This window comes from Caulobacter sp. GW821-FHT05F04, assembly GCF_059419665.1.
In genome coordinates this window covers 820804-844614 of record NZ_JBWKSF010000002.1, presented here as the reverse complement: position 1 = coordinate 844614, position 23811 = coordinate 820804, and the positions used below count along the sequence as shown (strand labels likewise).

Annotated in this window: 24 protein-coding genes; 14 read left to right on the top strand and 10 right to left on the bottom strand. The window is 69.2% G+C overall.

Annotation, left to right across the window (positions count from 1 at the left end; all coding sequences use genetic code 11):
* Positions 1–24: 24 nt before the first annotated feature.
* Together AC07R7_RS08340 and AC07R7_RS08335 are read right to left on the bottom strand one after the other, a co-directional pair.
* Positions 25–1239: a patatin-like phospholipase family protein gene (locus AC07R7_RS08340; protein ID WP_494634807.1), complete on the bottom strand. Its 1215-nt coding sequence runs from the start codon at positions 1237–1239 to the stop codon at positions 25–27.
* A gap of 145 nt (positions 1240–1384) precedes the next feature.
* Positions 1385–1594, bottom strand: coding sequence for a cold-shock protein (locus tag AC07R7_RS08335; RefSeq protein WP_099575950.1), 210 nt, complete (start codon positions 1592–1594; stop codon positions 1385–1387).
* Between the two features lie 299 nt (positions 1595–1893).
* Here AC07R7_RS08335 and AC07R7_RS08330 point away from each other — a divergent pair, with 299 nt between their 5' ends.
* The gene (locus AC07R7_RS08330) at positions 1894–2103 is read left to right on the top strand and encodes a hypothetical protein (protein ID WP_492885901.1); all 210 of its coding nucleotides are present in this window, start codon (positions 1894–1896) and stop codon (positions 2101–2103) included.
* Positions 2104–2420: 317 nt separating this feature from the next.
* Here AC07R7_RS08330 and AC07R7_RS08325 read toward each other — a convergent pair whose 3' ends face one another.
* Both AC07R7_RS08325 and pgsA read right to left on the bottom strand, forming a co-directional pair.
* Positions 2421–4202 carry an SLC13 family permease gene (locus AC07R7_RS08325; RefSeq protein ID WP_494634806.1) on the bottom strand — a complete coding sequence of 594 codons (1782 nt, stop codon included), beginning with the start codon at positions 4200–4202 and terminating at the stop codon, positions 2421–2423.
* A gap of 100 nt (positions 4203–4302) precedes the next feature.
* The gene (gene pgsA / locus AC07R7_RS08320) at positions 4303–4920 is read right to left on the bottom strand and encodes a CDP-diacylglycerol--glycerol-3-phosphate 3-phosphatidyltransferase (protein WP_492885905.1); all 618 of its coding nucleotides are present in this window, start codon (positions 4918–4920) and stop codon (positions 4303–4305) included.
* A 232-nt stretch (positions 4921–5152) separates the two neighbouring features.
* Here pgsA and AC07R7_RS08315 point away from each other — a divergent pair, with 232 nt between their 5' ends.
* A complete protein-coding gene (locus AC07R7_RS08315) occupies positions 5153–6838 on the top strand; it encodes a sensor histidine kinase (RefSeq protein ID WP_494634805.1) in 1686 nt (561 codons plus the stop codon).
* 125 nt (positions 6839–6963) lie between these two features.
* Here the strand turns inward: AC07R7_RS08315 and AC07R7_RS08310 are convergent, their stop codons facing one another.
* The 3 genes from AC07R7_RS08310 to AC07R7_RS08300 all read right to left on the bottom strand — a co-directional run bounded on the left by AC07R7_RS08310 (position 6964) and on the right by AC07R7_RS08300 (position 10029).
* A complete protein-coding gene (locus AC07R7_RS08310) occupies positions 6964–8382 on the bottom strand; it encodes a S41 family peptidase (RefSeq protein WP_492885909.1) in 1419 nt (472 codons plus the stop codon).
* 118 nt (positions 8383–8500) lie between these two features.
* The gene (locus AC07R7_RS08305) at positions 8501–9256 is read right to left on the bottom strand and encodes a helix-turn-helix transcriptional regulator (protein ID WP_494634804.1); all 756 of its coding nucleotides are present in this window, start codon (positions 9254–9256) and stop codon (positions 8501–8503) included.
* A 470-nt stretch (positions 9257–9726) separates the two neighbouring features.
* Positions 9727–10029, bottom strand: coding sequence for a hypothetical protein (locus AC07R7_RS08300; RefSeq protein WP_494634803.1), 303 nt, complete (start codon positions 10027–10029; stop codon positions 9727–9729).
* A 197-nt stretch (positions 10030–10226) separates the two neighbouring features.
* Here AC07R7_RS08300 and AC07R7_RS08295 point away from each other — a divergent pair, with 197 nt between their 5' ends.
* The gene (locus AC07R7_RS08295) at positions 10227–10676 is read left to right on the top strand and encodes a hypothetical protein (protein WP_494634802.1); all 450 of its coding nucleotides are present in this window, start codon (positions 10227–10229) and stop codon (positions 10674–10676) included.
* On the opposite strand, the gene AC07R7_RS08290 is transcribed toward AC07R7_RS08295, so the two are convergent.
* The gene (locus AC07R7_RS08290) at positions 10673–11083 is read right to left on the bottom strand and encodes a hypothetical protein (RefSeq protein WP_494634801.1); all 411 of its coding nucleotides are present in this window, start codon (positions 11081–11083) and stop codon (positions 10673–10675) included. The genes AC07R7_RS08295 and AC07R7_RS08290 overlap by 4 nt on opposite strands.
* A gap of 77 nt (positions 11084–11160) precedes the next feature.
* Positions 11161–11802 carry an arylesterase gene (locus tag AC07R7_RS08285; protein WP_494634800.1) on the bottom strand — a complete coding sequence of 214 codons (642 nt, stop codon included), beginning with the start codon at positions 11800–11802 and terminating at the stop codon, positions 11161–11163.
* A gap of 57 nt (positions 11803–11859) precedes the next feature.
* On the opposite strand from AC07R7_RS08285, the gene AC07R7_RS08280 reads away from it, so the two are divergent.
* Both AC07R7_RS08280 and AC07R7_RS08275 read left to right on the top strand, forming a co-directional pair.
* Positions 11860–12549: an ABC transporter ATP-binding protein gene (locus AC07R7_RS08280; RefSeq protein ID WP_494634799.1), complete on the top strand. Its 690-nt coding sequence runs from the start codon at positions 11860–11862 to the stop codon at positions 12547–12549.
* Positions 12546–15065 (top strand): ABC transporter permease, encoded by a 2520-nt coding sequence (locus AC07R7_RS08275; RefSeq protein WP_494634798.1) that lies wholly within the window; start codon positions 12546–12548, stop codon positions 15063–15065. The genes AC07R7_RS08280 and AC07R7_RS08275 overlap by 4 nt, the downstream gene beginning before the upstream one ends.
* Here AC07R7_RS08275 and AC07R7_RS08270 read toward each other — a convergent pair.
* Positions 15062–17269, bottom strand: coding sequence for a methyl-accepting chemotaxis protein (locus tag AC07R7_RS08270; RefSeq protein WP_494634797.1), 2208 nt, complete (start codon positions 17267–17269; stop codon positions 15062–15064). The two genes, AC07R7_RS08275 and AC07R7_RS08270, sit on opposite strands and share 4 nt — an antisense overlap.
* A gap of 112 nt (positions 17270–17381) precedes the next feature.
* On the opposite strand from AC07R7_RS08270, the gene AC07R7_RS08265 reads away from it, so the two are divergent.
* From AC07R7_RS08265 to pseG, 9 genes are all read left to right on the top strand, one after another.
* Entirely contained in the window at positions 17382–18044 is a 663-nt protein-coding gene (locus tag AC07R7_RS08265; protein ID WP_492836948.1) for a glutathione S-transferase family protein, read from the top strand.
* Between the two features lie 624 nt (positions 18045–18668).
* On the top strand, positions 18669–19145 hold the full coding sequence (locus AC07R7_RS08260; protein ID WP_494634796.1) for a hypothetical protein: 477 nt from the start codon (positions 18669–18671) through the stop codon (positions 19143–19145).
* Positions 19108–19380: a hypothetical protein gene (locus tag AC07R7_RS08255; RefSeq protein WP_494634795.1), complete on the top strand. Its 273-nt coding sequence runs from the start codon at positions 19108–19110 to the stop codon at positions 19378–19380. The genes AC07R7_RS08260 and AC07R7_RS08255 overlap by 38 nt, the downstream gene beginning before the upstream one ends.
* 222 nt (positions 19381–19602) lie before the next feature.
* On the top strand, positions 19603–19887 hold the full coding sequence (locus tag AC07R7_RS08250) for a toxin-antitoxin system TumE family protein (protein ID WP_494634794.1): 285 nt from the start codon (positions 19603–19605) through the stop codon (positions 19885–19887).
* Positions 19884–20234, top strand: a complete 351-nt coding sequence (locus tag AC07R7_RS08245) for an HVO_A0114 family putative DNA-binding protein (RefSeq protein ID WP_494634793.1) — start codon at positions 19884–19886, stop codon at positions 20232–20234. The genes AC07R7_RS08250 and AC07R7_RS08245 overlap by 4 nt, the downstream gene beginning before the upstream one ends.
* Before the next feature lie 296 nt (positions 20235–20530).
* The gene (gene greA / locus AC07R7_RS08240; RefSeq protein WP_492836952.1) at positions 20531–21004 is read left to right on the top strand and encodes a transcription elongation factor GreA; all 474 of its coding nucleotides are present in this window, start codon (positions 20531–20533) and stop codon (positions 21002–21004) included.
* Positions 21005–21192: 188 nt separating this feature from the next.
* Entirely contained in the window at positions 21193–22338 is a 1146-nt protein-coding gene (locus tag AC07R7_RS08235) for a mitochondrial fission ELM1 family protein (RefSeq protein WP_494634792.1), read from the top strand.
* Positions 22339–22348: 10 nt separating this feature from the next.
* Entirely contained in the window at positions 22349–22609 is a 261-nt protein-coding gene (locus AC07R7_RS08230) for a hypothetical protein (RefSeq protein WP_494634791.1), read from the top strand.
* A gap of 157 nt (positions 22610–22766) precedes the next feature.
* A complete protein-coding gene (gene pseG / locus AC07R7_RS08225; RefSeq protein ID WP_494634790.1) occupies positions 22767–23765 on the top strand; it encodes a UDP-2,4-diacetamido-2,4,6-trideoxy-beta-L-altropyranose hydrolase in 999 nt (332 codons plus the stop codon).
* Positions 23766–23811 lie beyond the last annotated feature (46 nt).

Here is a 23811-nt window from a genome sequence, read left to right as displayed (position 1 = left end):
CTCAGGCGGCGGGGCCAGCCAGATCTACGGGCGGAGCATCGGGACCACCGCAGGCGCGCCCACCAGAGGCGCGGCGGCGACGGGAGCGACCGACGGCGCGGCCTCGGGGATCGCCGGTTCGGTCCAGGCGACCTCCATCTCGGCCCGCCGGCGGCCCAGGTCGAACAGGGTCTGGCGATTGTCGGCGCTGAAATCCAGGCCCGAGGTGTCGAGCGCCGCGTCGTCGGGAATGGCCGCATAGACCAGGTTGCCGCCGTTGCGGCGCGCGAAGGCGGCGCTGGCGGTCAGGTGCGTGCGCAGCAAGGCCTTGCTCATGGTCAGCCACGAACGGCCCACCACCGACAGGGTGCCGCCCTTGGTGAAGCCGAAGGCCCCGCCGACCTTGCCGTTGACGATCACCCGGATCCGCCCGGGCCGGGCCTCTCCGGTCTTGGGCGCGGTCCACAGCAGGAGCGATTCCGGGGCCACGAAGAACGGGATCGAGACGCCGCCGTCGACATGCATTTCCGACAGCCGCCGGCCCCTGCCCTCGACCTGGATTAGGGTCGGCGGGAAGACGCCGGGGATGCTGGCCGAGGCCACCAGCACGTCCTGGAACAGCTTCAGCGAGGCGTCGTCGCCCCGCGCGGCGATGGCCCCCATGTCCCAGATCACCGTCTCCTCGGTGTCGAGATTGGTGGTGGCGATCAGCAGGCGCCGGCCGCGCGCTTGCTCCATGGCGATCGCGTAGAGCATCGGCGGGTCGACATATTTCTCGACCAGGCCCCGCAGCGCCTTGGTGTCGTAGAAGCCGGGACGGAACAGCAGGTCGATGCCCCGCCGCTCCAGGATCTTGGCCGCGGCCTCGCTGGTGTAGGCCTCGGTCAGGCGGCGGTCCCAATCGGGGCCGAGAAAGGCGAAAGGCGCGGTCAGGGCGCCGGTCGAGACGCCGGTGACGATGTCGAACTCGGGCCGCTGGCCGGTCTTGGTCCAGCCCACCAGCACCCCCGCCCCATAGGCGCCGTTCGAGCCGCCGCCGGAAATGGCCAGGACGTCGAAAGTCTTCTGGCTGGCGCGGCGGGTGCGGGCGGCCTCGGCGAAGCGGATGCTGGCGTCCGCGTCGCTGGCGTTGAAGCGGATGTCGGCCAGCCCCTGCGGGGCCTCGCCCGCCAGGTCGTTGACCGTGAACACGTCGCGCGGCAGCGATCCGCAGGCGGCCAGGGCGAGAACGGCGAAGAGGAGGGCGAGCAGCCTGACCATGGAAGATTGGAAAGCTGCGCGGCCGGGCGGCGTCAAGACCCATTCCCTTCTCCCCTCGCGGGAGAAGGGGATCCCCAAACGAAAACAGGCCAGCGCGAGCGCTGGCCTGTTGACTTGAACCCGTGGGTCCGACTGCGAGGGTCGATTAGACCGCTTGCAGTTGGCCGGCCGAGGTCTTGCCGCTGCGGCGGTCGACTTCCGGCTCGAACGAGATCTTCTGACCTTCGTTCAGCGAGCCGAGGCCCGCGCGTTCGACGGCCGAGATGTGCACGAAGATGTCCGCGCCGCCGTTGTCCGGCTGAATGAAGCCAAAGCCCTTGGTGGAATTGAACCACTTCACGGTGCCAGTAGCCATGGTGAGTATCCTTGTAGACAAGTGTGTTCGTCGGCCGAAAACGTCCCGATCGACGATCAAATTTCGTTGGAAGTTCGGAAGGCGCGTCCGGCGCTCCACCACGGGAGCAAGGAATAGCAGGCCGAGCGGCAGCGAATTCGATAGCCTACAATCGGCGATTTTATTTCAGAAATCAAGGCCGGAATTTCCGGTCTACTTAACGGGAATCCCGGACCCAGGCTCGGCTTCAAGCGTTGCATGTCGGGCGGACTCTACCGTTCGCCTAAAATTGGCGCCCCCACGACATCCGGAGCTTCGGCATGACCCTGATCGAGAAGATCTCCACCCTCAGCGACGCCGAGCTCAAGACCCTGCTCGCCAACGCCCGGCGGCTGGACGTCACCGGCACGCCCGACCAGCGCCGCCAGGCGGCCGAGGTGAGGACGCCGTTGGAGCGCGAGGACTCCCGCCGACGCGCGGTCCGCTCGAAGACCTCGATCAGCGCGAAATCGGTCTTGCGGGACTCGTAATTGCAATTCATTCTCAGAAGCATCATCGCGAGGAGACGACGATGGTTCTGCGGGAGACGGGCGCCAGTTGGCTGGCGTCGATGATGCGGGCCGAGCGCGAGCCGGAAGAGCGGTCAGCGCTGCTGGACGGGGCGCCCGGGCCTGAGAGGCTCGCGGCGCTGGAAAGACTCTCCTCCCCTTTTGGGGGAGGTGGATCGGCGCGGATACGCGACGAGACGGCGGGGGACGGCGCGGGCGCCATGGCGCGGCGCTGACCCCCTCCACCGCCGTTCGGCGGTCCCTCTCCCCCAGCAGGAGGAGGAGAGACAACCCCGCCCCTACTTCACGAACGGCCAGATCCAGGCGATCAGCCAGGGCGCGATCAGCAGGATCAGCGCGGTGAGCGGCGCGCCCAGCCGGGCGTAGTCCCCGAACCGATAACCGCCGGGACCCAGCACCAGGGTGTTGCACTGGTGGCCGACCGGCGTGAGGAAATCGCAGCCCGCTCCCACCGCCACGGCCATCAGGAACGGGTCGGGCGACAGGCCCAGCCGCTGGGCCACGCCCATGCCGATCGGGGCGGCGATCAGCACCGTGGCGGCGTTGTTCAGGAACGGCGTGGCCGCCATGGCCACGGCCATCATCGCGGTCAGGGTGGCGATCGGCGGCAGGCCATGGAAGGCCCCCGACAGCCAGGCGGAGATCAGGTCGGCCCCGCCGGTCTTCTGCACCGTGTCGCTGACCGGGATCAGGGCCGCGACCAGCACCAGCACCGGCGCCTCGAGGGCGGCATAGGCCTCGCGCATCCGCAGGGCGCCGACGGCCACCACCAGCACCGCCGCGCCGAAGAAGCCCGCCGCCACCGGGACGACGCCGGTCGCCACCAGGGCCATGGCCACCGCCAGGATCGCCACCGGCAGCAGCGCGTGCCGCACCCCGCCCAGCCGCACCTCGCGTTCGGCCAGCGGAAGAAGACCCAAGGCCTGCAAGGCGCCCGGCAGCGACTGCTCGGCCCCCTGCAGCACCAGGATGTCGCCGGCCTTCAGGCGGATGGTCGCCAGGCGGCCGGCCATGCGGTGGCCGCTGCGCGACACGCCCAGCAGGTTGACGCCATGGGTGTCGGAAAGGGTGACGCTGCGCGCCGACTGGCCGATCAGGTCGCTCTCGCGGCCGATCACCGCCTCGACCACCCGGACCTCCTCGGTCGGCTCGTTCATAGCCACCGGCCGGTCGGCGTCGCGCAGCCGCAGCTTGGCCGCGACGATCAGCTGGTTCAGTTCCTGCTGCTCGCCCTCCAGCAACAGGACGTCGCCGGGATGGATCTTGAGGTTGGCGTGCGGCGCCGCGATGCGCTTGCGTCCGCGCAGGATGGCGACCACCGAGACCGCGCCCTCGGCGGCCTTCTTCAGGGCGCCGACGCTGCCGGCCTGAAAGCTCCAGCCCTCGGGGACCTCGACCTCGGTGACATAGGCGCTGGCCGCCAGGGCCGCGTCGACGTCGATGGCCGCCTTGCGGTCGCGCGGCAGCAGCCGGTAGGCGAAGGACAGATAGGCGATGGCGATGAGCGTCAGGATGCCGCCGACCGGGAAGAAGTCGAACATCCGGAACGGCTGGCCCAGGGCTTCCTGGCGCACCTCCGAGACGATGATGTTGGGCGAGGTGCCGACCAGCACGGCCAGCCCGCCGACCAGCGAGCTGAAGCTCATCGGCATCAGCAGGCGACCGGGCGACACGCCGGTGCGGCGGGCGATCTGCAGGGCGCTGGGGATCATCAGGGCCAGGGCCCCGACGTTCTTGGTGGCCATGGACAGCACGGCCGTGGTTCCGGCCAGCACGGGAACCTGGGTGCGCTCGTCCTTCAGCTTGGGCAGCAGCGGGGCCATGACCAGGTCGACGATCCCCGAGCGCGCGACGGCGGCGCTCAGCACCAGGGCGCTGGCGATGATGATGACGATGTCGTTGGCGAAGCCGTTGAAGGCCTCCTTCACCGGGATCAGGCCCATGGCCATGCCGGCCGCCAGCGCGCCCAGCGCGATCAGGTCGTAGCGCCACCGCCCCCAGACGAACGCGGCGATGGTGGCCGCGATCAGACCGAACGCGAGGCCTTGGTGTAGTGTCACTGAGAATCTTCCCCGAAGCTGTGCCTGGGGGGAACGGGAGAATGACGGGGATGGTTCAAACTCTCCTCCCCAGGAGGGGGAGGAGTGAAGCCGCTCAGCCCTAAACCAGCGCCTTGCGCGCCGCTTCCCAGTATTGCGCGCCGGTGATCAGGGTCACCAGGGTCGCCAGCCACAGCAGGCCGTGGGCCACGATCGTGAAGCCGCCCATCACGCTGGGCTCCGGCGACAGGCCGAACGCGCCCCAGCTGGCCAGGATCAGCTCCGCGCCGATGGCCACCAGTTGCAGGGTGGTCTTCCACTTGGCCAGCAGGGTCACCGGCAGCTTGACGCCCTTGCCGGCCCCGACTTCACGCAAGGCGCTGACCGCGAACTCGCGGAACAGGATCAGGCCGGCCGGCAGCACGACCATGGCGTTGGGGCCCAGGGCCATCAGGCCCAGCAGCGCGCCGCAGACCAGGATCTTGTCGCCGATCGGGTCGAGAATCGCGCCCCAGACGCTGACCGCGTCCAGCTTGCGCGCCAGCCAGCCGTCGAAGAAGTCGGTCACCGCGGCCACCACGAAGGCGTAGAACGCCCAGCGCTCCAGCCGCAGCTGGGTTTCGGCGGTCAGGGTCTCGCTCAGATACGGCACGGCGCCCGCCGCGGCCGCCAGGGCGACGAACATGAACAGCGCCATCACGAGGCGCGAGCCGGTCAGGATATTGGGCAGGTTCTTCATGGCGCTGTTCATAACGCACAAAGGCGGGCCTGGGCTACGGCCGCTCCCCAGGAGCCTTCATTAGAGGGCTTTAGCCTTGAGGTCCTGAAGCGCGTCCGGGCGGCGAAACCGCCCACGCCTTGCCCGCGCGCTTTAACCGAGACCTCCGATTTTTGAGACGCCGGGCGCGACTCGCTTCGCTATACAAACCAGGAGAGCGACGCGGCGCTCGTCATCGCGGGTCCGTCCAGGCATGGAAGAACGGGATCGAGGCGGCCTTGGCGGCCGACGCCGCGTCAGTTCGGTGCGCGGCCGGCTCGTGCTCCTGACTGTCAGCCTGCTGGTTCCGGCCCTGCTGTCGATGGGCTTCCTGCTGGCCGGCGCCGACCGCGAGTCGCGCGGGCGGCTCTATCAACAGCTGGTCACCACCGCCCGGGCCCTGAGCGGCGCGGTCGACCGCCAGGCGGCGGTGGGCGTCTCGGTGGTCGAGACCCTGGCCACCGACCAGGCCCTGATCAACGGCGACTGGGCCGCCTTCGACGCCCGCGCTCGCCGCGCCATGGAGCGCCGCGCCGGCTGGATCGTCGTCGCCGACCAGGACGGCCAGCAGGTGCTCAACACGCTGAAGCCCTATGGAACGCCCCTGCCGCGCGTCAAACGCACGCGGGAAGAGGCCGCCGCCTTCTCGGCCGGGCGCAGCAAGGTCTCGGACCTGCTGGACGGCCCCGTGGCCGGCAAGCCGGTGATCACGGTCGGCGCGCCGATCGTCGTCAAAGGCAAGTTCTACGTCCTCTCCTACGTGGTCGACTCGGCCTCGTTCACCTCGGTGTTCCGCCAGCAGCGCGTGCCCGACCGCTGGGTCGCCACCCTGCTGGACAACCACCGCCACGTGATCGCCCGCTCGCGGCTGAACGAGGCGTTCACCGGACACCTGGCCTCCAAGGACATGGAGGAGAACCTCCGCCACTCGACCGAAGGCGTCAGCAAGAGCGTCTCGCTGGAAGGCGTGCCGACCATGGTCGCCTACACCCGCTCGCCCCAGACCGGCTGGACCCTGGTGGTGGCCATCCCGCGCGAGGACCTGGCCAGCACGGTCAACCGCGCCGTGGCCCTGGGAACCGGCGTCTTCCTGCTGCTGCTGGTGCTGGGCGTCGCCCTGTCGGTGGTCTATTCCCGCCGCATCAACCAGGAGATAGGCCGCCTGGTCTCCGACGCCCGCCTCATCGGACGCGGCGAGACCCTGCCGCCCGCCGATCCCGACAGCCTGGAGGAGATCGCCGCCGTCCACGCCGCCCTGCGCCGGGCCTCCCGCGAGCTGAAGACCCGCGAAGAGCGCCAGGCGGTGATGATCAACGAGCTGAACCACCGCGTGAAGAACACCCTGGCCACGGTCCAGGCCCTGGCCCGCCAGACCTTCGCCAAGATCCCGAATTCCACGGACGGGAGCGCGCCGCTCGAGGTGTTCACCGACCGGCTGATCGCGCTCTCGGGCGCCCACGATCTGCTGACCCGCACCGGCTGGCGCGAGGCCGACATGGCCGCCGTGGTCGAGGCCAGCCTGGGCGCGCATGTCGAGCGCGTCGACCGTTCCGGTCCCGAGGTGGCCCTGGCTCCGCACACGGCCGTGGGTCTGTCGATGGTGTTCCACGAACTGGCCACCAACAGCGCCAAGTACGGGGCCCTGTCCGCGCCGGGCGGCCGGGTCGAGGTGACCTGGAAGCGCGATCCGGTCACCGACAACCTGCTCTTCACCTGGCGCGACGTCGGCGGCCCGCCGGTCACCCCGCCGGAGCGATCGGGCTTCGGCACCCGCCTGATCGAGAGCTCGATCCGCCGCGAGCAGAAGGGCCAGGCCCGGTTCGACTTCCGCCCCGACGGCCTGGTCTTCGAAGCCAGCCTGCCGCTGCCCGAACAGGCGCGGTGGAGCAATGCGTTCTGAGGAAGGAAAGCTCCGCCGGTCCGCCCTCGCGCCGGGAGCCTCCACCGACCTCGCGAACAGCGGACATTCCGGTCGTCTGTTCGGGGGTGGGCGGACGTCGTCTGCCTGGGGTGGCTTCGCAGCCGCTAAGGCTTCAGGTCAGCCGCCACGGCCTGAAGAACACGCGCGGCCCGGGCGCGGTCGCTTTCGTCCTCGGTGGGGATGACCGGCAGATCCGGCGCGACGCCGGCGACCTCGTTGGTCCCGTCCGCGCGCAGACGAATACAGTTGGGCACCCGGAAGCGTAGGCGTGAGTGGGTCAGAACCAGCGGTGGGGAGTCGCCCATGAAACCGCAGCCGTCGCCTCCGGTTCTCACGCCGACGATCTTTGCCGCGCCATTGTCCCGCATCGTCGCCGAGAACATCTCGGCTGAGGAAAAGGTCTTGCGATCGGTGAGGACATAGGCTGGGCCGGGCCATGCGCCGTAGAGATCCTGGACGACTGTTGACCACGCCAGGGCGCTCTCTGTCCGCTTGTCGCCATAGGCGTGGGCGGGCAGGCCGGGCAGCGGCCCGTCGGCATAGCCGGCCTCGATCACCCGGCGACAGGTGAGATCGCCCCAGGCGCGCCGCTCGCTCCAGACCCAAGACAGATCGCAAGGCGCCGCGCCGACGCTGGCCTTGCGCGCCCTGAACAAGGCCAGAGCCTTCTCAAGGTCTGCCTTGGCCTTGGGGCCGGGTCCGGCGCCCAGCGCTTCAGTCAGGTCGTCGATCTCCTCGTCGAGATATGTCACGCCGGAAGGGGCGTCGACGACCAGCAGGCGGGCCGAGGCAATGGGCCGTGAGCCGAACAGGCGGGGAATCCAATCGCCACTGTCGTCGCCGCCGGAGTTATTACCCACATCGACGATCACGGCCTGGGCGCCGGCGGCCCGCAAGGCCTTTAGCTGATCGGCCAAATCCTGGAGCCACAGATGGCCGGCCGCTTCGCCTATCGCCCCGCGCGTGATCGGCGTTCCCGCAGCGCGCGCCTTGTCCCAGGCGCGACGGCAGGCTCTGGGAAACCCTCGCGCGCGGAAGACCTGGATCCGGATCAAGCCGATGCGCTTGCCGCCAACCTCGGCGAGGCCAACGCGAAACACGCTGTCCTGTCCGTCGCCGAGCAGGCGGACGCCGGGAAGGCTTTCCATGGGTAGGCTGAAGGCGACGCTGGCCGTCGAGGCATGGCCGAACGCCGCGCAGCCCGAGATCGGATCGTCCGGGTTAAGCGTCGCCTTGTCGGGCTCGGGCGCTTTAGTCCTGGACGGCGCCAAGGTGGCCAATTCCGACAGATGGCCGTCGTGGAAGTTCGCGACGAAAGCTCGCAAGGCATCGCTAGCCTCGGCGTCGCTGTGGGCCGAGTCCAGCGCCGCTTCGGTCCGGCGGACCATCGACGGCACGTCGACGCCGCTCTCATAGGACCCCATCCAGGCCAGGTTCACATAGCGCGCCTCCAGTTCAGTGCGCATCTGGACGAAGTCGGCGCGCCACGCGGCCGCGTCATACGGCGGGGACGCGCTCGTCAAGGCGACGGACGCCAACGCCACACTCAGCAACGGAATCATTCTCTTTCCCCATCCGGCTCCGCCAGAAGCCTATAGTTGGGTGGAGGCCCGGTCTTGGACGGGAACGACAATTGGTATTCTACGCACGCCTATAGGTCTTCGGGGCGCAGCCGTAGACGGCCTTGAAGGCGCGGGAGAAATGCGACTGGTCGCAGAAGCCGCACGCCAGAGCCACCTCGCTAAGCGGCGCGTCGGTCTCGGCCACCAGGCGCAGAGCGTGTCGCAGGCGAAGCGCGCGTTGGTATTCGCCCGGCCCGACACCCGTCTCGCGGCGGAAGGCCCGGGCCAAGCGAGCCGGATGGACATCGCAAAGCTCGGCCAAGCGGGCGATCGACAGCGGCTGATCCAGGTGAGCGACGATGAAGTCGCGGGCCATGGCGACGCTGCCCGCCCCCTCGACCTCGGTACGCCCGGCATGACGGCCGAACAGCGCGATCATCTCCCAAGACAGGCCCTCGAGCGCCGTTCGCGAATAGGCGTCGGCCAGCCGTATCTCTTGCGCCATGCGGCGGCCCAGGCGCGCTAGCTCCGGCGCGACGGCGACCGGCGCTTCGGCCAGCGGCAGGTTATCCGCCAGATAGTCCAACATGGGCGCCTGGAGCGAAAGGCCGAGCTTCACTGCTCCGCCGGGCGCGAAAAGCTGCGAGTGGGGCTCACCCGGTGGATAGAACAGCAGCGCGCCGGGGCCATGCCAGGCGGCGCGCCCCCGGATCGTCTCCTCATAGCGACCGTCCAGAACCAGGGTGAGACTGGGCGTGTTATGACTGTGGACTGCCATGACGCCGGCCGCGTAGCGCGAAACCTTGGCGCGAGCGGAGACAGGCGGGGGACTCATGACTCGCCTCATCAAATGCCTGATCGGCCAGCCTTGACGTCGGTCCAGCCAAAGCAAAACGCTACGGCGTCGCTAGCGATAATTCAATCTCCGCGAGCGCCCGTCCGTCACCGCAGGGTCTCACCCGGCGCCACATGACCAGCTCGGCGTGAGCTCGGTCACAGCATGGTCCGAGGTAATGGCGAATGGCGATGCGTAGGGGACGAGCTCCTCAAGTAGCGATTGCAGAGCACGGAAAGCCTGTTGTCCGCTGTTCAATGCCTCGGTTCCGGCGGTTGCAACGCAATGCTCGCCACCCGTTGCGGCCGGTCTTTGGTCCGCTAAATTGCCAGCGGCCACTCATAGTTCTCGGCAGCGTCCGTATCTGCGCACCGTTTCGCGCACGTTCTCGGAGATGCCCAGAGTTTCCCGCAGGTGCCGAAAAGCGGTCGCGCCCAAAAGCCGAGAAGGGTGGTTGTCGGAGCTTGGCGTCACCAGCCCCACAGGCGTCCGTAGGGCTGCCAAACATAGTAGATCGCCACCATCGCGCCGAATAGCCATGAAGCCGCAGCTAAAGGGTACAGCTTTTTAGAGCCGCGACGCATGCCGAGAAGGGCGAGGATCCAAACTGGAAACAAAACGATCGCCAGCCACATAGAAATGGCGAACGGCCTTTCAGCACGAAATAGGATCCGGGCAAACATCAGCCCGCCGACCACGCTGCCAAACGCGATCAAAACCGCCGGTGCCAACAAAGCCAATAGGGACTGACGAGTGATCGACTCCAAGTTCATGGGCCATCTTTCCGCGTTGGCGGAACTTCCTCAACGGGTCGGGAGCCCCCGCCAGTATTCTTCCGGCAAGCGGCCCTTCAGATCGCCTGTGTCGGGACGATCGTCGACCCCCATGATTTCCGCCACGGACGCGGGGATGACGGCGTACTGCGTGAGGACCTGACGCGCTTGCACAGAGTCAGCTAAACTCTGATCGCATGAGCTACACCGACGCCGAGATCGCCGCCCTGGCCGAGGGGCTGCTGGACCGCAGCCTGCCCAAGGACCAGTGGACCCACGCGGCCCACCTGACCGCCACCCTTCGCCTGGTCCGTCTGCGCGACGCGAACCTGGAGCGCGACCTGCCGTGGGTGATCCGCACCTACAATGTCGCGGTCGGCGGCCAGAACACCGAGACCAGCGGCTATCACGAGACGATCACCCAGGCCTATCTGGCCGCGATCCGCGCGTTCGAGGCGGCCCTGCCGCCCGGGACGTCCGACGCCGAGGCCGTCGCCCTGCTGCTGGCCACGCCGCTGGGCGACAAGAACTGGCCGCTCACGCACTGGTCGCGCGAGCGGCTGTTCTCGGTCGAGGCCCGCCGCTGGTGGGTGGACCCCGACCTGAAGCCGCTGGCCCATCCGCCCGCGCCGCGGAACGACCTCTAGTTCTTGGCCCAGGGGATGAATTCGCCCAGCCGGACGCCGCCGGTATAGCCGGCGGCCGCGCCGCGCCCGCCGTTGTCGCCCACGAACAGGTTGTTGCCCTCGCACAGGCTCGGGGTGTCGCCGACGAGCAGCGCGTTGTTCGAGTTCAGGTCGTCGAGGCCGGCGGTCGGCCGGTTGACGTACAGCGTCGGGCTGCCGCGCAGGCGGTAGACGATGGCCGTGCCGTTGATGATCTGGGAGGTGATGATCTTGCGCGTCTCGAGGCAGTTGACCCCGGCGAGAACGGTCCGCCCTTCCAGCATCTTGGCCAGCGTCGCCTCGCCCTTGGCGTTCTCGGCCTGGGCGCCGGAGGTCGCCAGGACCCCCATCGCCGCCATCACGGCCCAGGTCTTAGGTTGAATACCCATTTTCTCCGTCGCCCCCTTCGCGATCAACTCCAGGGCGCGAAGCTCAACCTCAAATAGCCGCAAGTCAATATCAGAACCTAGGGACGCCCCTTCAGGGCCTTGGCCACGACCGGGGCCAGGGCCTCGCCGATCTTCCTGGCGCCGACCGCGTTGGGATGGATTCCGTCGCGCTGCAGCAGGGTCGAATGGCCGCCCACCCCGGCCAGGATGTTGGCGTAGAGCGGAACCCCGAACTCCCGCGCCAGACTGGGATAGATCGCGTTGAACTCGCGGGCGTAGGACGCCCCGATGGTCGGGGGCGCGCCGACGCCGACCAGCACCGCGCCGATGCCGCGGCTTTTAAGCTTCCGCAGGACGCCGCGCAGATTGGCCTTGGTCTGGGCCGGCTCGACACCTTGCAGCAGGTCGTTGCCGCCCAGCGCCACCACGCAGACCCGGGTGTCGGCCGCGACGCTGAAGCCGACCCGCGCCAGCCCGCCGCCGCTGGTGTCGCCCGAGACGCCGGCGGCCCGGACCACGGCCGAAACGCCCAGCTTGCTCAGCGCCGCCTGAAGTTGGGCCGGCATGGCGTCGCGCGCCGGCAGGCCCAGGCCGGCGGTGATCGAGTCGCCTAATACGGTGACGATCTGCGGCTTCGGCGCGGCGGCGATCTGGGTCAGAAGGCCCAGGCCGAGCAAAATGCGGCGACGGCTGGGAAAACGCTGTGCGGTCAGGCTCATGCCTTCCTATGTAGTCAGGCTGCCGGCCGAACAAGGACCGGCCCTACAGGAAACACCATGACCGACGACGCCTCGCCCCTGGTTTCCCCCCTGGTTTTGAGCGCCGTCGCCCTGACCCTGCCCTCCGCCGCCGGACCCGTGAACATCCTGCGCGGCGTCGACCTGGTGGTGAACGCCGGCGAGCGCGTGGCCGTGGTCGGGCCGTCGGGCTCGGGCAAGTCGTCGCTGATCGCGGTCGGGGCCGGGCTGGAGGAGCCGACCGCCGGGACGGTGCGCCTGTTCGGCCAGGACCTGGCGACGCTGAGCGAGGACGGCCGGGCCCGCCTGCGGCGCGGCCGGGCGGCGCTGGTGTTCCAGTCGTTCCACCTGCTGCCCAACATGACCGCCGAGGAGAACGTCGCCACCCCGCTGGAGATCGCCGGGACGCGCGACGCCCTGCCCACCGCCCGCGACTGGCTGGGCCGCGTGGGCCTGTCCGGACGCCTGACCCACTATCCGCACCAGCTGTCGGGCGGCGAGCAACAGCGCGTGGCCCTGGCCCGCGCCCTGGCCGCGCGTCCGGCCCTGCTGTTCGCCGACGAGCCGACCGGCAACTTGGATGGCGCGACCGCCGCCTCGGTGGCGGACCTGATGTTCAACCTGGTCGCCGAGGTCGGGGCCGCCCTGGTCATGGTCACCCACGACCCCATTCTCGCCACCCGCGCCGACCGCATCGTGCGGATGGCCGACGGGCGCATCGCCTCGTGAACCTCCCCCTCTCCTTCCGCCTCGCCGCCCGCGAGCTGCGCTCGGGCGTGCGCGGCTTTCGCATCTTCCTGGCCTGCCTGGCCCTGGGCGTGGCCGCCATCGCCGCCGCCGGCTCGACCGCCGAGGCCTTCCGCCAGGGCCTGGCCAGCCAGGCGCGCGAGATCCTGGGCGGCGACCTGTCGTTCTCGGTCGAGAACCGCGACTTCACCGACAAGGAGCGCGCGGCCTTCGACAGGCTGGGCGTCACCACCTACGCCGCCGTGGCGCGGGCCATGGCGCAGGCGCCCAGCGGCGAGCGCCGCTTGGTCAGCCTGCGCGGCGTCGACGCCCGCTTCCCCCTGGCCGGGACGGTGACCCTGGAGGGCGCGCCGAATCTGGCCGCCGCCCTGGCCGACCGTGACGGCCTGCCCGGCGCGGCGGTCGAGCCGGCGCTGCTGGATCGCCTGCATCTGAAGATCGGCGACCGGTTCGAGGCCGGCCCGATGACCCTGGTCGTGCGCGCCCGCCTGGTCAGCGAGCCCGACGGCCTGTCGCGCGGCTTCTCGATGGCCCCGCGCGTGCTGGTCCGCGGCGAGGTGCTGGAGCGCTCCGGCCTGCTGGCGCCCGGCGGCCTGACCAGCCGCACCGTTCGGGTGGCGCTGAAGCCCAGCGAGGATCCCCGCGCCCTCGGCAAGGCCGTGCAGGCCGCGCTGCCGGAGTCCCACCTGCGGGTCCGCGACCGGCTGGACAGCGCCCCCGGCGCGCGGCGGCTGATCGACCAGCTGGAATATTTCCTGGGCTTCATCGGCCTGGCTTCCCTGGTGGCCGGCGGCCTGGGCGTCGCGGGCGCGGTCTCGGCCTATCTGTCGACCCGCGAGCCGGCCATCGCCGTGCTCAAGGCCCTGGGCGCCGAGAGCGGCCTGATCCGCGACCTGCACCTGATCCAGATCGGGGTCCTGGCCCTGCTGGGCGTCGCCATCGGCCTAGCGGTCGGGGCCGTCGCGCCGCTGGTGCTGGGTCAGCTGGCCGGCTCGAGCCTGCCGATCCCGGCGCTGTTCAAGGTCTATCCGTGGCCGCTGGCCAAGGCCGGGCTGTTCGGGATCCTGGCGGCGGCGGCCTTCTCGCTGATCCCGCTGGCGCGCGCCCGAGTCACGCCGCCCTCGGCCCTGTTCCGCCGCGCGCCCAAGGCCCGCCTGCCGCTGGGCCTGGAGACCCTCGGCGCGGTCGTCGCCGGCGTGGGCCTGGCCGCCCTGGCCGTGGCCACCGCCCCGACCCCAATGGCCGCGGCGATCATGATCGCCGGCGTCGCTGTCGCCTTCGGCCTGCTGACCGTTCTGGGCCGCTCGGCCGCCTGGCTGGCGGGCAAGGCGCGCGGCCTGACGCGAGGCCCCGTCAAGCTGGGCCTGGCCAATCTGGCGGGTCCCGGTTCGGCGGCGCGGACCGCCAGCCCGGCCATCGGCCTGGGCGTGGCCCTGCTGGCCTGCGTGGTGTTGATCCAGTCGGCGCTGCTGGCCCAGGTCAGCGACGTGGCCCCGCGCACCGCCCCGGCCATGGTCTTCACCGAGATCCCCGGCGACCGCGCGACCGCCTTCGACGCCGCCGTGGCCAGCGTCATCGGCCCGCTGCGCGAGGACGCCTATCTGCGGATGCCGTTCGCCACCGGCCGGATCATCGCCCTGAAGGGCAAGCCGGTCGACGTGAAGACCATCAAGAGTTCCGAGCGCTGGGCCTTCGACAACGACCTCAGCCTGTCGCTGCTGGCGAAGGAGCCGAGGAACGCCGGCGTGGTCTCCGGCCGCTGGTGGCCCGCCAACGACGCTGGCCCGCCCAAGGTCGCCCTCAGCGCCGAGATCGCCCAGGCGGCGGGCCTCAAGGTCGGCGACACCCTCACCGTCCTGGTGCTGGGCCGCGAGATCGAGGCCAAGGTCGCCGTGCTGCGCAAGATCGACTTCGGCGGCTTCGGCCCCAGCTTCAACCTGATCTTCAACCCCGCCACCCTGGAGGGCGCGGAGCTGCGCAGCGTCGCCATCGCCCGGCTGAACCGCACCCAGGAAGCGGCCCTGACCCGCAAGCTCGGCGAGGTGTTTCCGGGCGTCAATGTGATCAGCGTCCGCGAGCAGCTGGACGCCGCGGCGGCCCTGTTCGACCGCCTGGCGCTGGCCGTGCGCGGCGCGGCGGCGGTGGCGGGCCTGGCGGGCCTGCTGGTGCTGGCCGGGGCCATCGCCGCAGGGGCCAGGGCTCGGGCCCGCGAGGCCGCGACGCTGAAGGTGCTGGGCGCCACGCGAACCCAGATCCTGGTCGCCTATGTCATCGAATATGGCGCGGTGGGGCTGATCGCGGGGGCGGCCGGCGTCGCGTTCGGCTTCGCCGCCGCCTGGCCGGTGGTGGTCAAGGTGTTCGAGGCCAGCTGGAGCGTCGACTGGAGCGGGGTGCTGGCGCTGCTGGCCGGCGCGACGGGCCTGGCGACCCTGGGCGGGCTGATCGCCGCCAGCCTGGCGCTGTCGCAACGCCCCGCGCCCGTGCTGCGCGGCGACTAGGCGGCGCGGCGCGTCCCGAAGCCACCGAGGCGGAAGCGTCCAACCAGTTCCATCAGCCGCGCGCCCTCGCCGGCCAGCGCCTCGTCGGCGACGCGCGCCTGGTCGACCATGGCCAGGTTCTCCTGGGTGAAGCGCTCGATCGCGGCGACCTCGGCGTTGACCGCCGAAAGGTCCTGGGCCTGCTCGCGGACCGACGCGGCGATGCGAGTGGCGGCGGCGTCGATGCCGGCCATCCGTCCGGCCACGCCATGCAGGGCCGCGCCGGTGCGCTCGACTTGCGCCACGCCGGCCTCGACCCGGGTGTTGGACTGGACGATCAGGCTCTTGATCTGCTTGGCCGAGTCCGCCGAGCGCTGGGCGAGAGCCCGGACCTCCTGGGCCACGACCGCGAAGCCGCGGCCGGCCTCGCCCGCGCGCGCGGCCTCGACGCCCGCGTTCAGCGCCAGCAGATTGGTCTGGAAGGCGATCTCGTCGATCAGGCCGACGATGTCGCCGATCTGGCGCGAGGAGACGTCGATGTCGTCCATGGTGCGGGCGGCCTCGGCGACCACGCCGCCGCCCTCGTCGGCCTCGCCGCGCGCGGAGGCGACCAGGCGGCGGGTTTCATCCGCCCCGGCGGCGGCCTCGTCCATGGCCCCGGTCACGGCGTTCAGCGAGCCGGACGCGCGCTCCAGCCCCTGGGCCTGACGCTCGGTGCGGCGGGCCAGTTCGGTCGAGGAGCGGCTCAGCGTGTCGCTAGCCGCGCCGATCGCGTCGGCGGCCTGGGCGATCTCGCCGATCGCCTGCTCCAGGCTCTGGACGGCGGTGTTGAAGTCGGCGCGCAGCGGCTCGTAAACCGGCGCGAACGGACCGGCGATGCGGCGCGAGAGATCGCCCTCGGCCACGGCGGCCAGGGCCTCGCCGACCTGGCGGACCACGGCGGTCTGCTCGTCGATCGACAGGGTCAGGGCGGCGGCGCGGTCGCGGTCGGCGTCGGCGGCGCGGCGCAGGGCGTCCTGCTGGTCGCGCAGGGCCTGAGCCTTGGCCAGCTCCGCGCGCAGGGTCTCCAGGGCCCGGGCGATGGCTCCGATCTCGTCGGCGCGGTCGGTCTCGGCCACGGCCTGATCATAGCGATGCTCGGCCAGCTCGCCGACCGCCGCGCGCAGGCCCAGCAGCGGCCTGGCGATCAGTTTGCGCGAGGCGATGGCCAGCACCGACAGAGCGGCGGCCAGCAGCACCAGGCCGCCGATCGCCAGGCCCAGGGCCAGCTTGCGCGCCGGGGCCAGCAGGGCCGCCTCGCTCACATCGGCCACCACCGCCCAGGTCGCGCCCGAGGCCAGCTTGACCGGGGCCACCAGGCGCTGGGCCTTGTGGCCATTGAGTTTCACACCTTGGATCAGGGCCGGCTTGCCCTCGGCCATCACGCGCTTGACCACGTCGAGGCCCGGATCGGCATAGGCCTTCATCCGCAACGCCGCGTCGGGGTGCGAGACCCATACGCCGCCGGGCGAGACCAGCATGGCGCGGCCATCGTCGAAGGGCTTGAGGGCGTTGAGGCGGCTGGCGATGTCGCCCAAGGCGAGGTCGGCGCCCATGACGCCCACGGTCCTGCCGGCCGCGACCACCGGGTAGGTGATCGAGGTCATCAGCACCTGCTTCTGCGCGCCGCCGTCGGCGACATTGTCGGAATAGGGCTCCAGGATCGCCGGCTTGCCGCTGGTGAAGCTGGTGGTGAAGAAGGCCTCGTTGAACTCGCCATCCTCACCTTGTTCAGCGGTCAGGGTTTCGCCGTCGCGCACCCAGTAGCCGACGAAGCGGCCCAACGGGGTCGAGCCCAGCTCGGCCTTGCCGGCCACGGCGGCGTCGTCGCCCAGGGCGTCGGGCTCGAACATCAGCCAGCCGCCCAGCATCCCCTTGGACGCGGTGGCGATCGGCTTCAGTTGAGCCATGTAGACGGCGCGGTCGCGCTGGCCGGCGGCGTAGGTGGCCGAGAACAGGCCGGCGGCGGAACGGACCACCGCGTCGGCGTCGTCGAGGTCGTTCTTGACCCCCATGGCGGTCTCGCTGGTCAGGCTGGCGGCGTAGCGCTCGGCCAGGGTCCGCACGGCCTGGCCGCTGCCGACGCTGATCAACAGCGAGGCGACCAGGAGCAAGCCGCCCAGGGCGGCGCCGCCCGCGGCCATCAGCTTTCCCGCCAGAGACAACCGCTTGAACGCTCCGGTCATCCTACGCACTCCCGACTCGACTAGGGAGCGAGAAGAGGAGCTAAACCTTGCCGAACGCTGAACGCGCGACCATCGTTCGCCCGCCACGTTATCCATAATGGGGAAGCGCCCGATGCTCGTCGTCCATCACCTCAACAATTCGCGCAGCCAGCGCGTGCTCTGGCTGCTCGAGGAGCTGGGTGTTCCGTACGAGGTCAAGCGCTACGAGCGCGACGCCAAGACCATGCTGGCGCCGCCGGAGCTGCGGGCGATCCACCCGCTGGGCAAGTCGCCGGTCATCACCGACGACGGCAAGACGATCGCCGAGACCGGGGCGATCGTGGAGTACATCATCGAGACCTACGGCCAGGGCCGCCTGATCCCGGCCGCCGGCGGTCCCGAGCGGCTGCGCTATACCTACTGGCTGCACTACGCCGAGGGCTCGGCCATGACGCCCCTGCTGCTGAAGCTGGTCTTCACCGCCCTGCCGGAGCGCGCGCCAGGCCTGCTGAAGGGCCTGGTCAGGTCGATCGCCAGCAAGGCCCAGCAGGGCTTCGTCGACCCGCAGCTCAAGGCGCATGTCGACTACTGGGAGGCCGAGCTGACCAAGACGCCCTGGTTCGCCGGCGCCGAGTTCACCGCCGCCGACATCATGATGAGCTTCCCGCTGGAGGCCGGCGCGGCGCGGGCCGGGGCGGGCGACCGCCCGCACGTGAAGGCCTTCCTGGCCAAGATCCACGCCCGCCCCGCTTATCAAAGGGCCCTGGAGAAGGGCGGGCCCTACGCCTACGCGTGAATGGGGAGGGGCGGGGCGGGGCGGGGCGGGGCGCAGGCCGTGGGCCGGGATAGAGTGCCCTGTCACCCCAATCCCCGGCTCCCCCTTTCATCGCGCCCGGAAAAAACCGCCAGGGGTCTGGCGGCCCTCAAGGGTGAAGCCGACACGACCTAATGTGATTTCCCCCAGGGGCGTGAATCCCTGACTGACGTTTTTAGAGAAGGAAGAGGAAAGGCGTCGGCCTGCCGGTCGACAAGCTATCCAGGCCCGTTCTCGAACCCAGACCCACTGCTTCAACCCGCAGCGACCCGGTGGCCCCGGAGGCGCTGCTTTCGCATGTCTGGCGCTTTGCCACCTGCCTATGCCGCAGGGCTCTCCGATGGGAAAGCAGCAAATTTCGCCGAGACAAGCTGGTCGACCGCCGGGGAAGGCAGATCAGCCGAAGTGAGGGCTTTTTTCCTGCAATCTTGCAGGATTGCAAGTTGCAGGGCTGCGCGTCGCGACAATGCCGATTTCGAAGCGGCCTGTAAATACAATCTAAGATTTAGTTGCAACTATTTACTTGCACATTGACACTAGCCGTGTGCGTAATGGTGCCACGCCCGGAATGGTCCGGGCTGTGAGCCGAAGAAGGATGTTCTTCACATGGATCGTAATCACTTTGGAAACGTGCTCCGGCGGGCGCTTCGCTCGCCCGATTTTGGCGGAGGGACGAGTTCCCCGGCCAAATCGACCGGCGGCACCGACACCCCCCCCGCCGCTGATCGCGACGCGCCACTGCTGACGAGGTTCCAGTTCGACCTGGTCAAAGTGCTGCGGGAAAATCCGGACGATGCGTTTCCGGGTGTTCTCGCGCGGATGATCGGCGACCTCACTCCTGGCCGATCGCACGTCACGATCGGACAGGTTTCGAAATCTCTCGCCCGCCTCGAGGAACTTGGCCTCGTGAGCAAGAGCGAGACTCCCCCTCGGCCTGTGCAAGGTGGCCGCCGTCGTTTCCTTTATTCGCTGGAGACGTCGGGCGCACAGGCATTCGAGAAGACGGCGGACCACTACCGACTCTCCGGCACCCCGGAGAAAAACGATGAAGCCAACCAACCCATGGCCTTCGCGCCCGCCTGAGCGTCCCTTCTGGATTGAGAAGTGGATGGATCGGACGGGTTACCCCGAAGACTATCGGCAAGAGTTTTGGGAGGAATATGATTGGCGCCTCAAGAACCGTGAGGCGGATGAAGCGAACAAGTGGGCAAGACGTGAACTCTTTTTCGAGTGTTTGCCGAAACTCACGAAACAAACTGCCGGCGGCTTGAGCACGATCGCCACGATCGTGATCTTGATCCTGAAGTGGCACGGATAGGAGGCGCGAGCCGAGGCGGAGATCGAACTGCGGACCGGCGGCGCTGCACGGCTGCAATTTTGCAGCGATGCACGTCTGCAATGCGACGGACATCGAAAACAATTCAGCTAGCTCTGCTGGCGGCCGATCGGCTGTTGGCAGGGCTAGCTTTCCGTCGCCCCCGGCACCCGTCGTCTGTTGTAGTGATTGACAACGCGACAGCGCGTTGTTATCTACAACAACATGAACGCGGCGCTCCTTCTCGACGAACGCCAGATCCTCAGCCCGACGGCCTTCGTCGTGCTGAAGGTGTGGAGGGTTCCGGCGCCGGTGCGCGGCTCTAGCCACGATCTGAAATACTCGTTCGTCCTGGTCGAGAACGGCCAATCGGTCGTCCGCTATGACGACGAGGCCGGCAAGGGCGACCACAAGCACCTGCCGACCGGCGAAGTCAGCGTCACGTTCACGAGCCCCGCCCAGCTGCTCAATGAATTCTGGGCCGACGTCGATCAGTGGAGGTCAAAATGAACACCGTCACGCTCTCGATCGGGGGCAGAGAGAAAATCAACAGCCGCGCTCTGGCCGCCCTGGGCGGCGAGCAGCAGGGCGCGCACATCACGTTCGAGTCTCTGGACGTCCTGTGGTCGACCATGACGAAGAAGCGCTGGGAGTTGCTGCAGGCCATGTGCGGGCAGGGCGGTCTGACCTATCGCCGGCTGGCCGAATTGGTCGGCCGCGACGTGAAGGCGGTTCACACCGACGTCGGAGCGCTGATCCTCGCCGGCCTGGTCGAGAAGTCTGCCGACGGCGGCATCGTGTTTCCCTACGATCGGATCCACGTCGACTTCTGGATGCAGACGCCATCGGCCGCGTAGTCGAGCAGGTCGGGGGCGTTCCGCACTTGAAGTCGAAACTCCCGACAGACGTCAACATCGTCGCAAGCGCCTACTATCGGTATAGGGGCTCACATCCCGGGGGACGCGATGATCGAGAAGACGAAACACCCTCGCCAATTTCTCTGGCTGACATCCGTAGCCAAACCGGTCGTTGCCCCCAAGCTGGCCGCCCCCCTTGCGTCTACCGATCTGGCTGCCTATCCTCCCAGCCCCCGGTTGTGAGCGCCCTCGACCGGAAGAATTTCCTCCCAAAGGCGTCCGAGCTAAAATCCGCAATGGAAAAAGTGCCGATGACCGTCGGTGGGTATCAAACCCTCGACGAAGAACTGAAGCGTTTGAAGACCATCGAACGACCGTCCGTGATCGCCGCGATCGCAGAGGCGCGCTCGCATGGCGACCTGTCGGAAAACGCCGAGTATCACGCGGCAAAGGAGCGTCAGGGCTGGATCGAAGGCCAGATCGCCGAGATCGAGGACAAGATCGCGCGCGCTCAGGTGATCGACGTGTCGAAACTGTCGGGAAAGCAGGTGAAGTTCGGCGCCACCGTGTCGGTGGTCGACGAGGACACCGAGGACGAGGCCCGCTACCAGATCGTCGGCGAGCACGAGGCCGACGTGAAGTCGGGCCGGATCTCGGTGTCGTCGCCGCTGTCGCGCGCGATGATCGGCAAGGAAGTCGGCGAGGTGGTCGAGGTCAACACGCCCGGCGGCACCAAGGCCTACGAGATCCTCAAGGTGGAGTGGCTGTAAGGCGGTTCGCCGCCCCAGCCGCGCCATAAATCGAGTACAATGAAGCGAGGCTGCCCAACGGGCCTGCCGTATGGCAGGCCCGAGTTCTGTTAGTTGAGAGCGCGATGGCCGCCGAAACCGGCCGCCACTTTCGGCTATCGCGCTCTTGGAGCGGCCTCGTTTCGTTTGCGTGTTCCCGGGGACGCCACTTGGCCGAAACGCCGAAACCTCCCTTGAAAGTGTGGGCCGTGTCCGACGGCCGCGCCGGCATCGAGGCCCAGGTCGTGGGCCTGTCGGAGGCGATCGCGCGTCTGGTCCCTTGCGAGGTCACCGTCAAGCGCGTGGGCTGGACTGGCGCCATCGGCCGCCTGCCGTGGTGGCTGAACCTCTTGCCCAAGCGCTGGCTGACGCCAGAAAGCGGCATCCCCCGGAACAAGGATGACGACTGGCCCGACCTGTGGATCGCCGCCGGCCGCGCCACCCTGCCGCTCTCCATCCGCGCCAAGCGCTGGTCCGGCGGCAAGACCTTCGTGGTCCAGATCCAGGACCCGCGCGTGCCCGCCACCATGTTCGACCTGGTGATCCCGCCCAAGCACGACCGCCTGACCGGCGACAACATCCTGCCGATCACCGGCTCGCCGCATCGCGTGACGCCCAAGCGGCTCGAGACCGAATACGCGGCCTTCGCCGAGGTCATCGATCCCCTGCCCCGGCCGCGCGTGGCGGTGCTGATCGGCGGCAAGTCCAAGGCCTTCGACCTCTCCAGCGAGCGCGCGGCCCAGATCGCCCATTCGATCCAGATCCCGCTGGAGCAGGAGGGCGGCTCGCTGCTGATGACCTTCTCGCGGCGCACGCCCGAGCCGGCCCGCGCCCTGATGACCGCGCGCCTGCGCCACCTGCCGGGCGTGATCTGGGATGGGGAAGGTCCGAACCCCTATTTCGCCTTCCTGGCCGCCGCCGACTACATCCTCGTCACCGAGGACTCGACCAACATGGCCACCGAGGCGGCCTCGACCGGCAAGCCGGTGTTCGTGCTGAAGATGGACGGCTCCAGCCTGAAGTTCCGCATGTTCCACGAGGAGCTGGAAAGCCAGGGCGCGGCGCGGCCTTACGGCGGCGCGTTCCACGGCTGGACCTATGCGCCGGTCAACGAGACCGACCGCGCCGCGCGCGAAGTGCTGAGCCGGATCGGGGTGGAGATCCCGGAGCCGCAGGTCGAGGTCGCGGTCGTCGAGGAGGCTCCCAAGCCGAAGCGGAAGCCTCGGGCGAAGACGGTCGAGACGGTCGCGGAAACGCCCGCCGAGAAACCCGCGCCGAAGCCGCGGAAGCCTCGCGCGACAAAAGCGAAAGCCTGATTTTTGCCGCTTGCGAGCGCGCGAATGTTCGCTTTATGTTCGCGCGATGATTGAGCCGCCGATATCCCGCCCAGGCAAGGCGGCGCGAAACGAACAGCGCAAGGCGCTGGCGGCGACCTGCAATGCAACGGCCATCGCGTTTCTGGGCTCGTCGCTCCTTCAACCTTTGGTTTCCGGCCATTCCAATCTGCTGCTGGTGGCCGGAGCATTGTTGGCCTTCGTTGCCCTGCAAGGAGCCTTGCACTACATTCTTTTTCGCGTGGAGGACTGAATGGCCCCCATCTTTCAATCAATGCTGATCTGCCTCGTGTTCATCGCCTCGGCGTTTGGCGTTCACTGGTTCTTCATGCGTGACTACAATCGCGAGAAGAAGCAGCGCGACCGGGCGTGATAGAGCCCGCGCTGTCCTACGGTCGGCGGTCAACGCCGTGACCCGCATCCTCTTCGTCTGCGCGGCCGGCCCCAGCGTCGGCGGCGGCCACGTGATGCGGTCCCTGACCCTGGCGCGGGCCCTCGAAGCGCGCGGCGCGACCTGCGCCTTCCTGGCCTCGCCCGAGGTCGCCACGGTGCTGGACGCCTTCGCGCCGGACATGGCCCGAGCCAAGACCGATGACGGCTTCGACGCCCTGGTCTTCGACAGCTACGCCCTGACCGCCGACGACCACCGCGCGGTGGCCAAGGGCCGCCCGACCCTGGTCATCGACGACCTGGCCGACCGGCCGCTGGCCGCCGATCTGGTCCTGGACTCCGGCCCGGCGCGGACGGCGCGGGACTATGCCGGCCTGATCCCGCCGACCGCCAGGCTACTGCTCGGCCCCGGCTACGCCCCCGTCCGCCCGGCCTTCGCGGCGCTGCGAGAGGCCGCCCTGGCCCGCCGCGCCCAGCGTGCGCCGGTGGGCCGGATCCTGGTCTCCCTGGGCCTGACCGATGTCGGCGGAATCACCGGCCGCGTCGTCGACCTGCTGCGCCCGATCGTCGGCGCGGTGACGCTGGACATCGTCCTGGGCGGCGGCGCGTCCAGCCTACCGGCCCTGCGGGCCCTGGCCGCCGACGACCCGCGCCTGGCGCTGCACGTCGACACCCCGCGCATGCCCGAGCTGATCCTGGCCGCCGATCTGGCCATCGGCGCCGGCGGCTCGACGACCTGGGAGCGCTGCGTCCTGGCCCTGCCAACCCTGACCCTGATCCTGGCCGACAACCAGGTCGCCGCGGCCCGCGCGCTGGAGGCGGCCGGCGTCACGACCTGCCTGGCGGTCGAGGCGCCGGACTTCGACGCCGCCTTCGTCGACGCGGCGCGGACCCTGCTGGCCGACGCCGACAAACGCGCGGCCCTGTCGCTCGCCAGCGCCGCCGTGTGCGACGGGATGGGCGCGGATCGGACGGCCGAGGCCTTCCTGACTTGCGCGCTCGCGAAACCCGCCCTCTAGCGAACGGCGTTCAACTCCCCCTATCTTGGCCGTAACCAACGGAGGG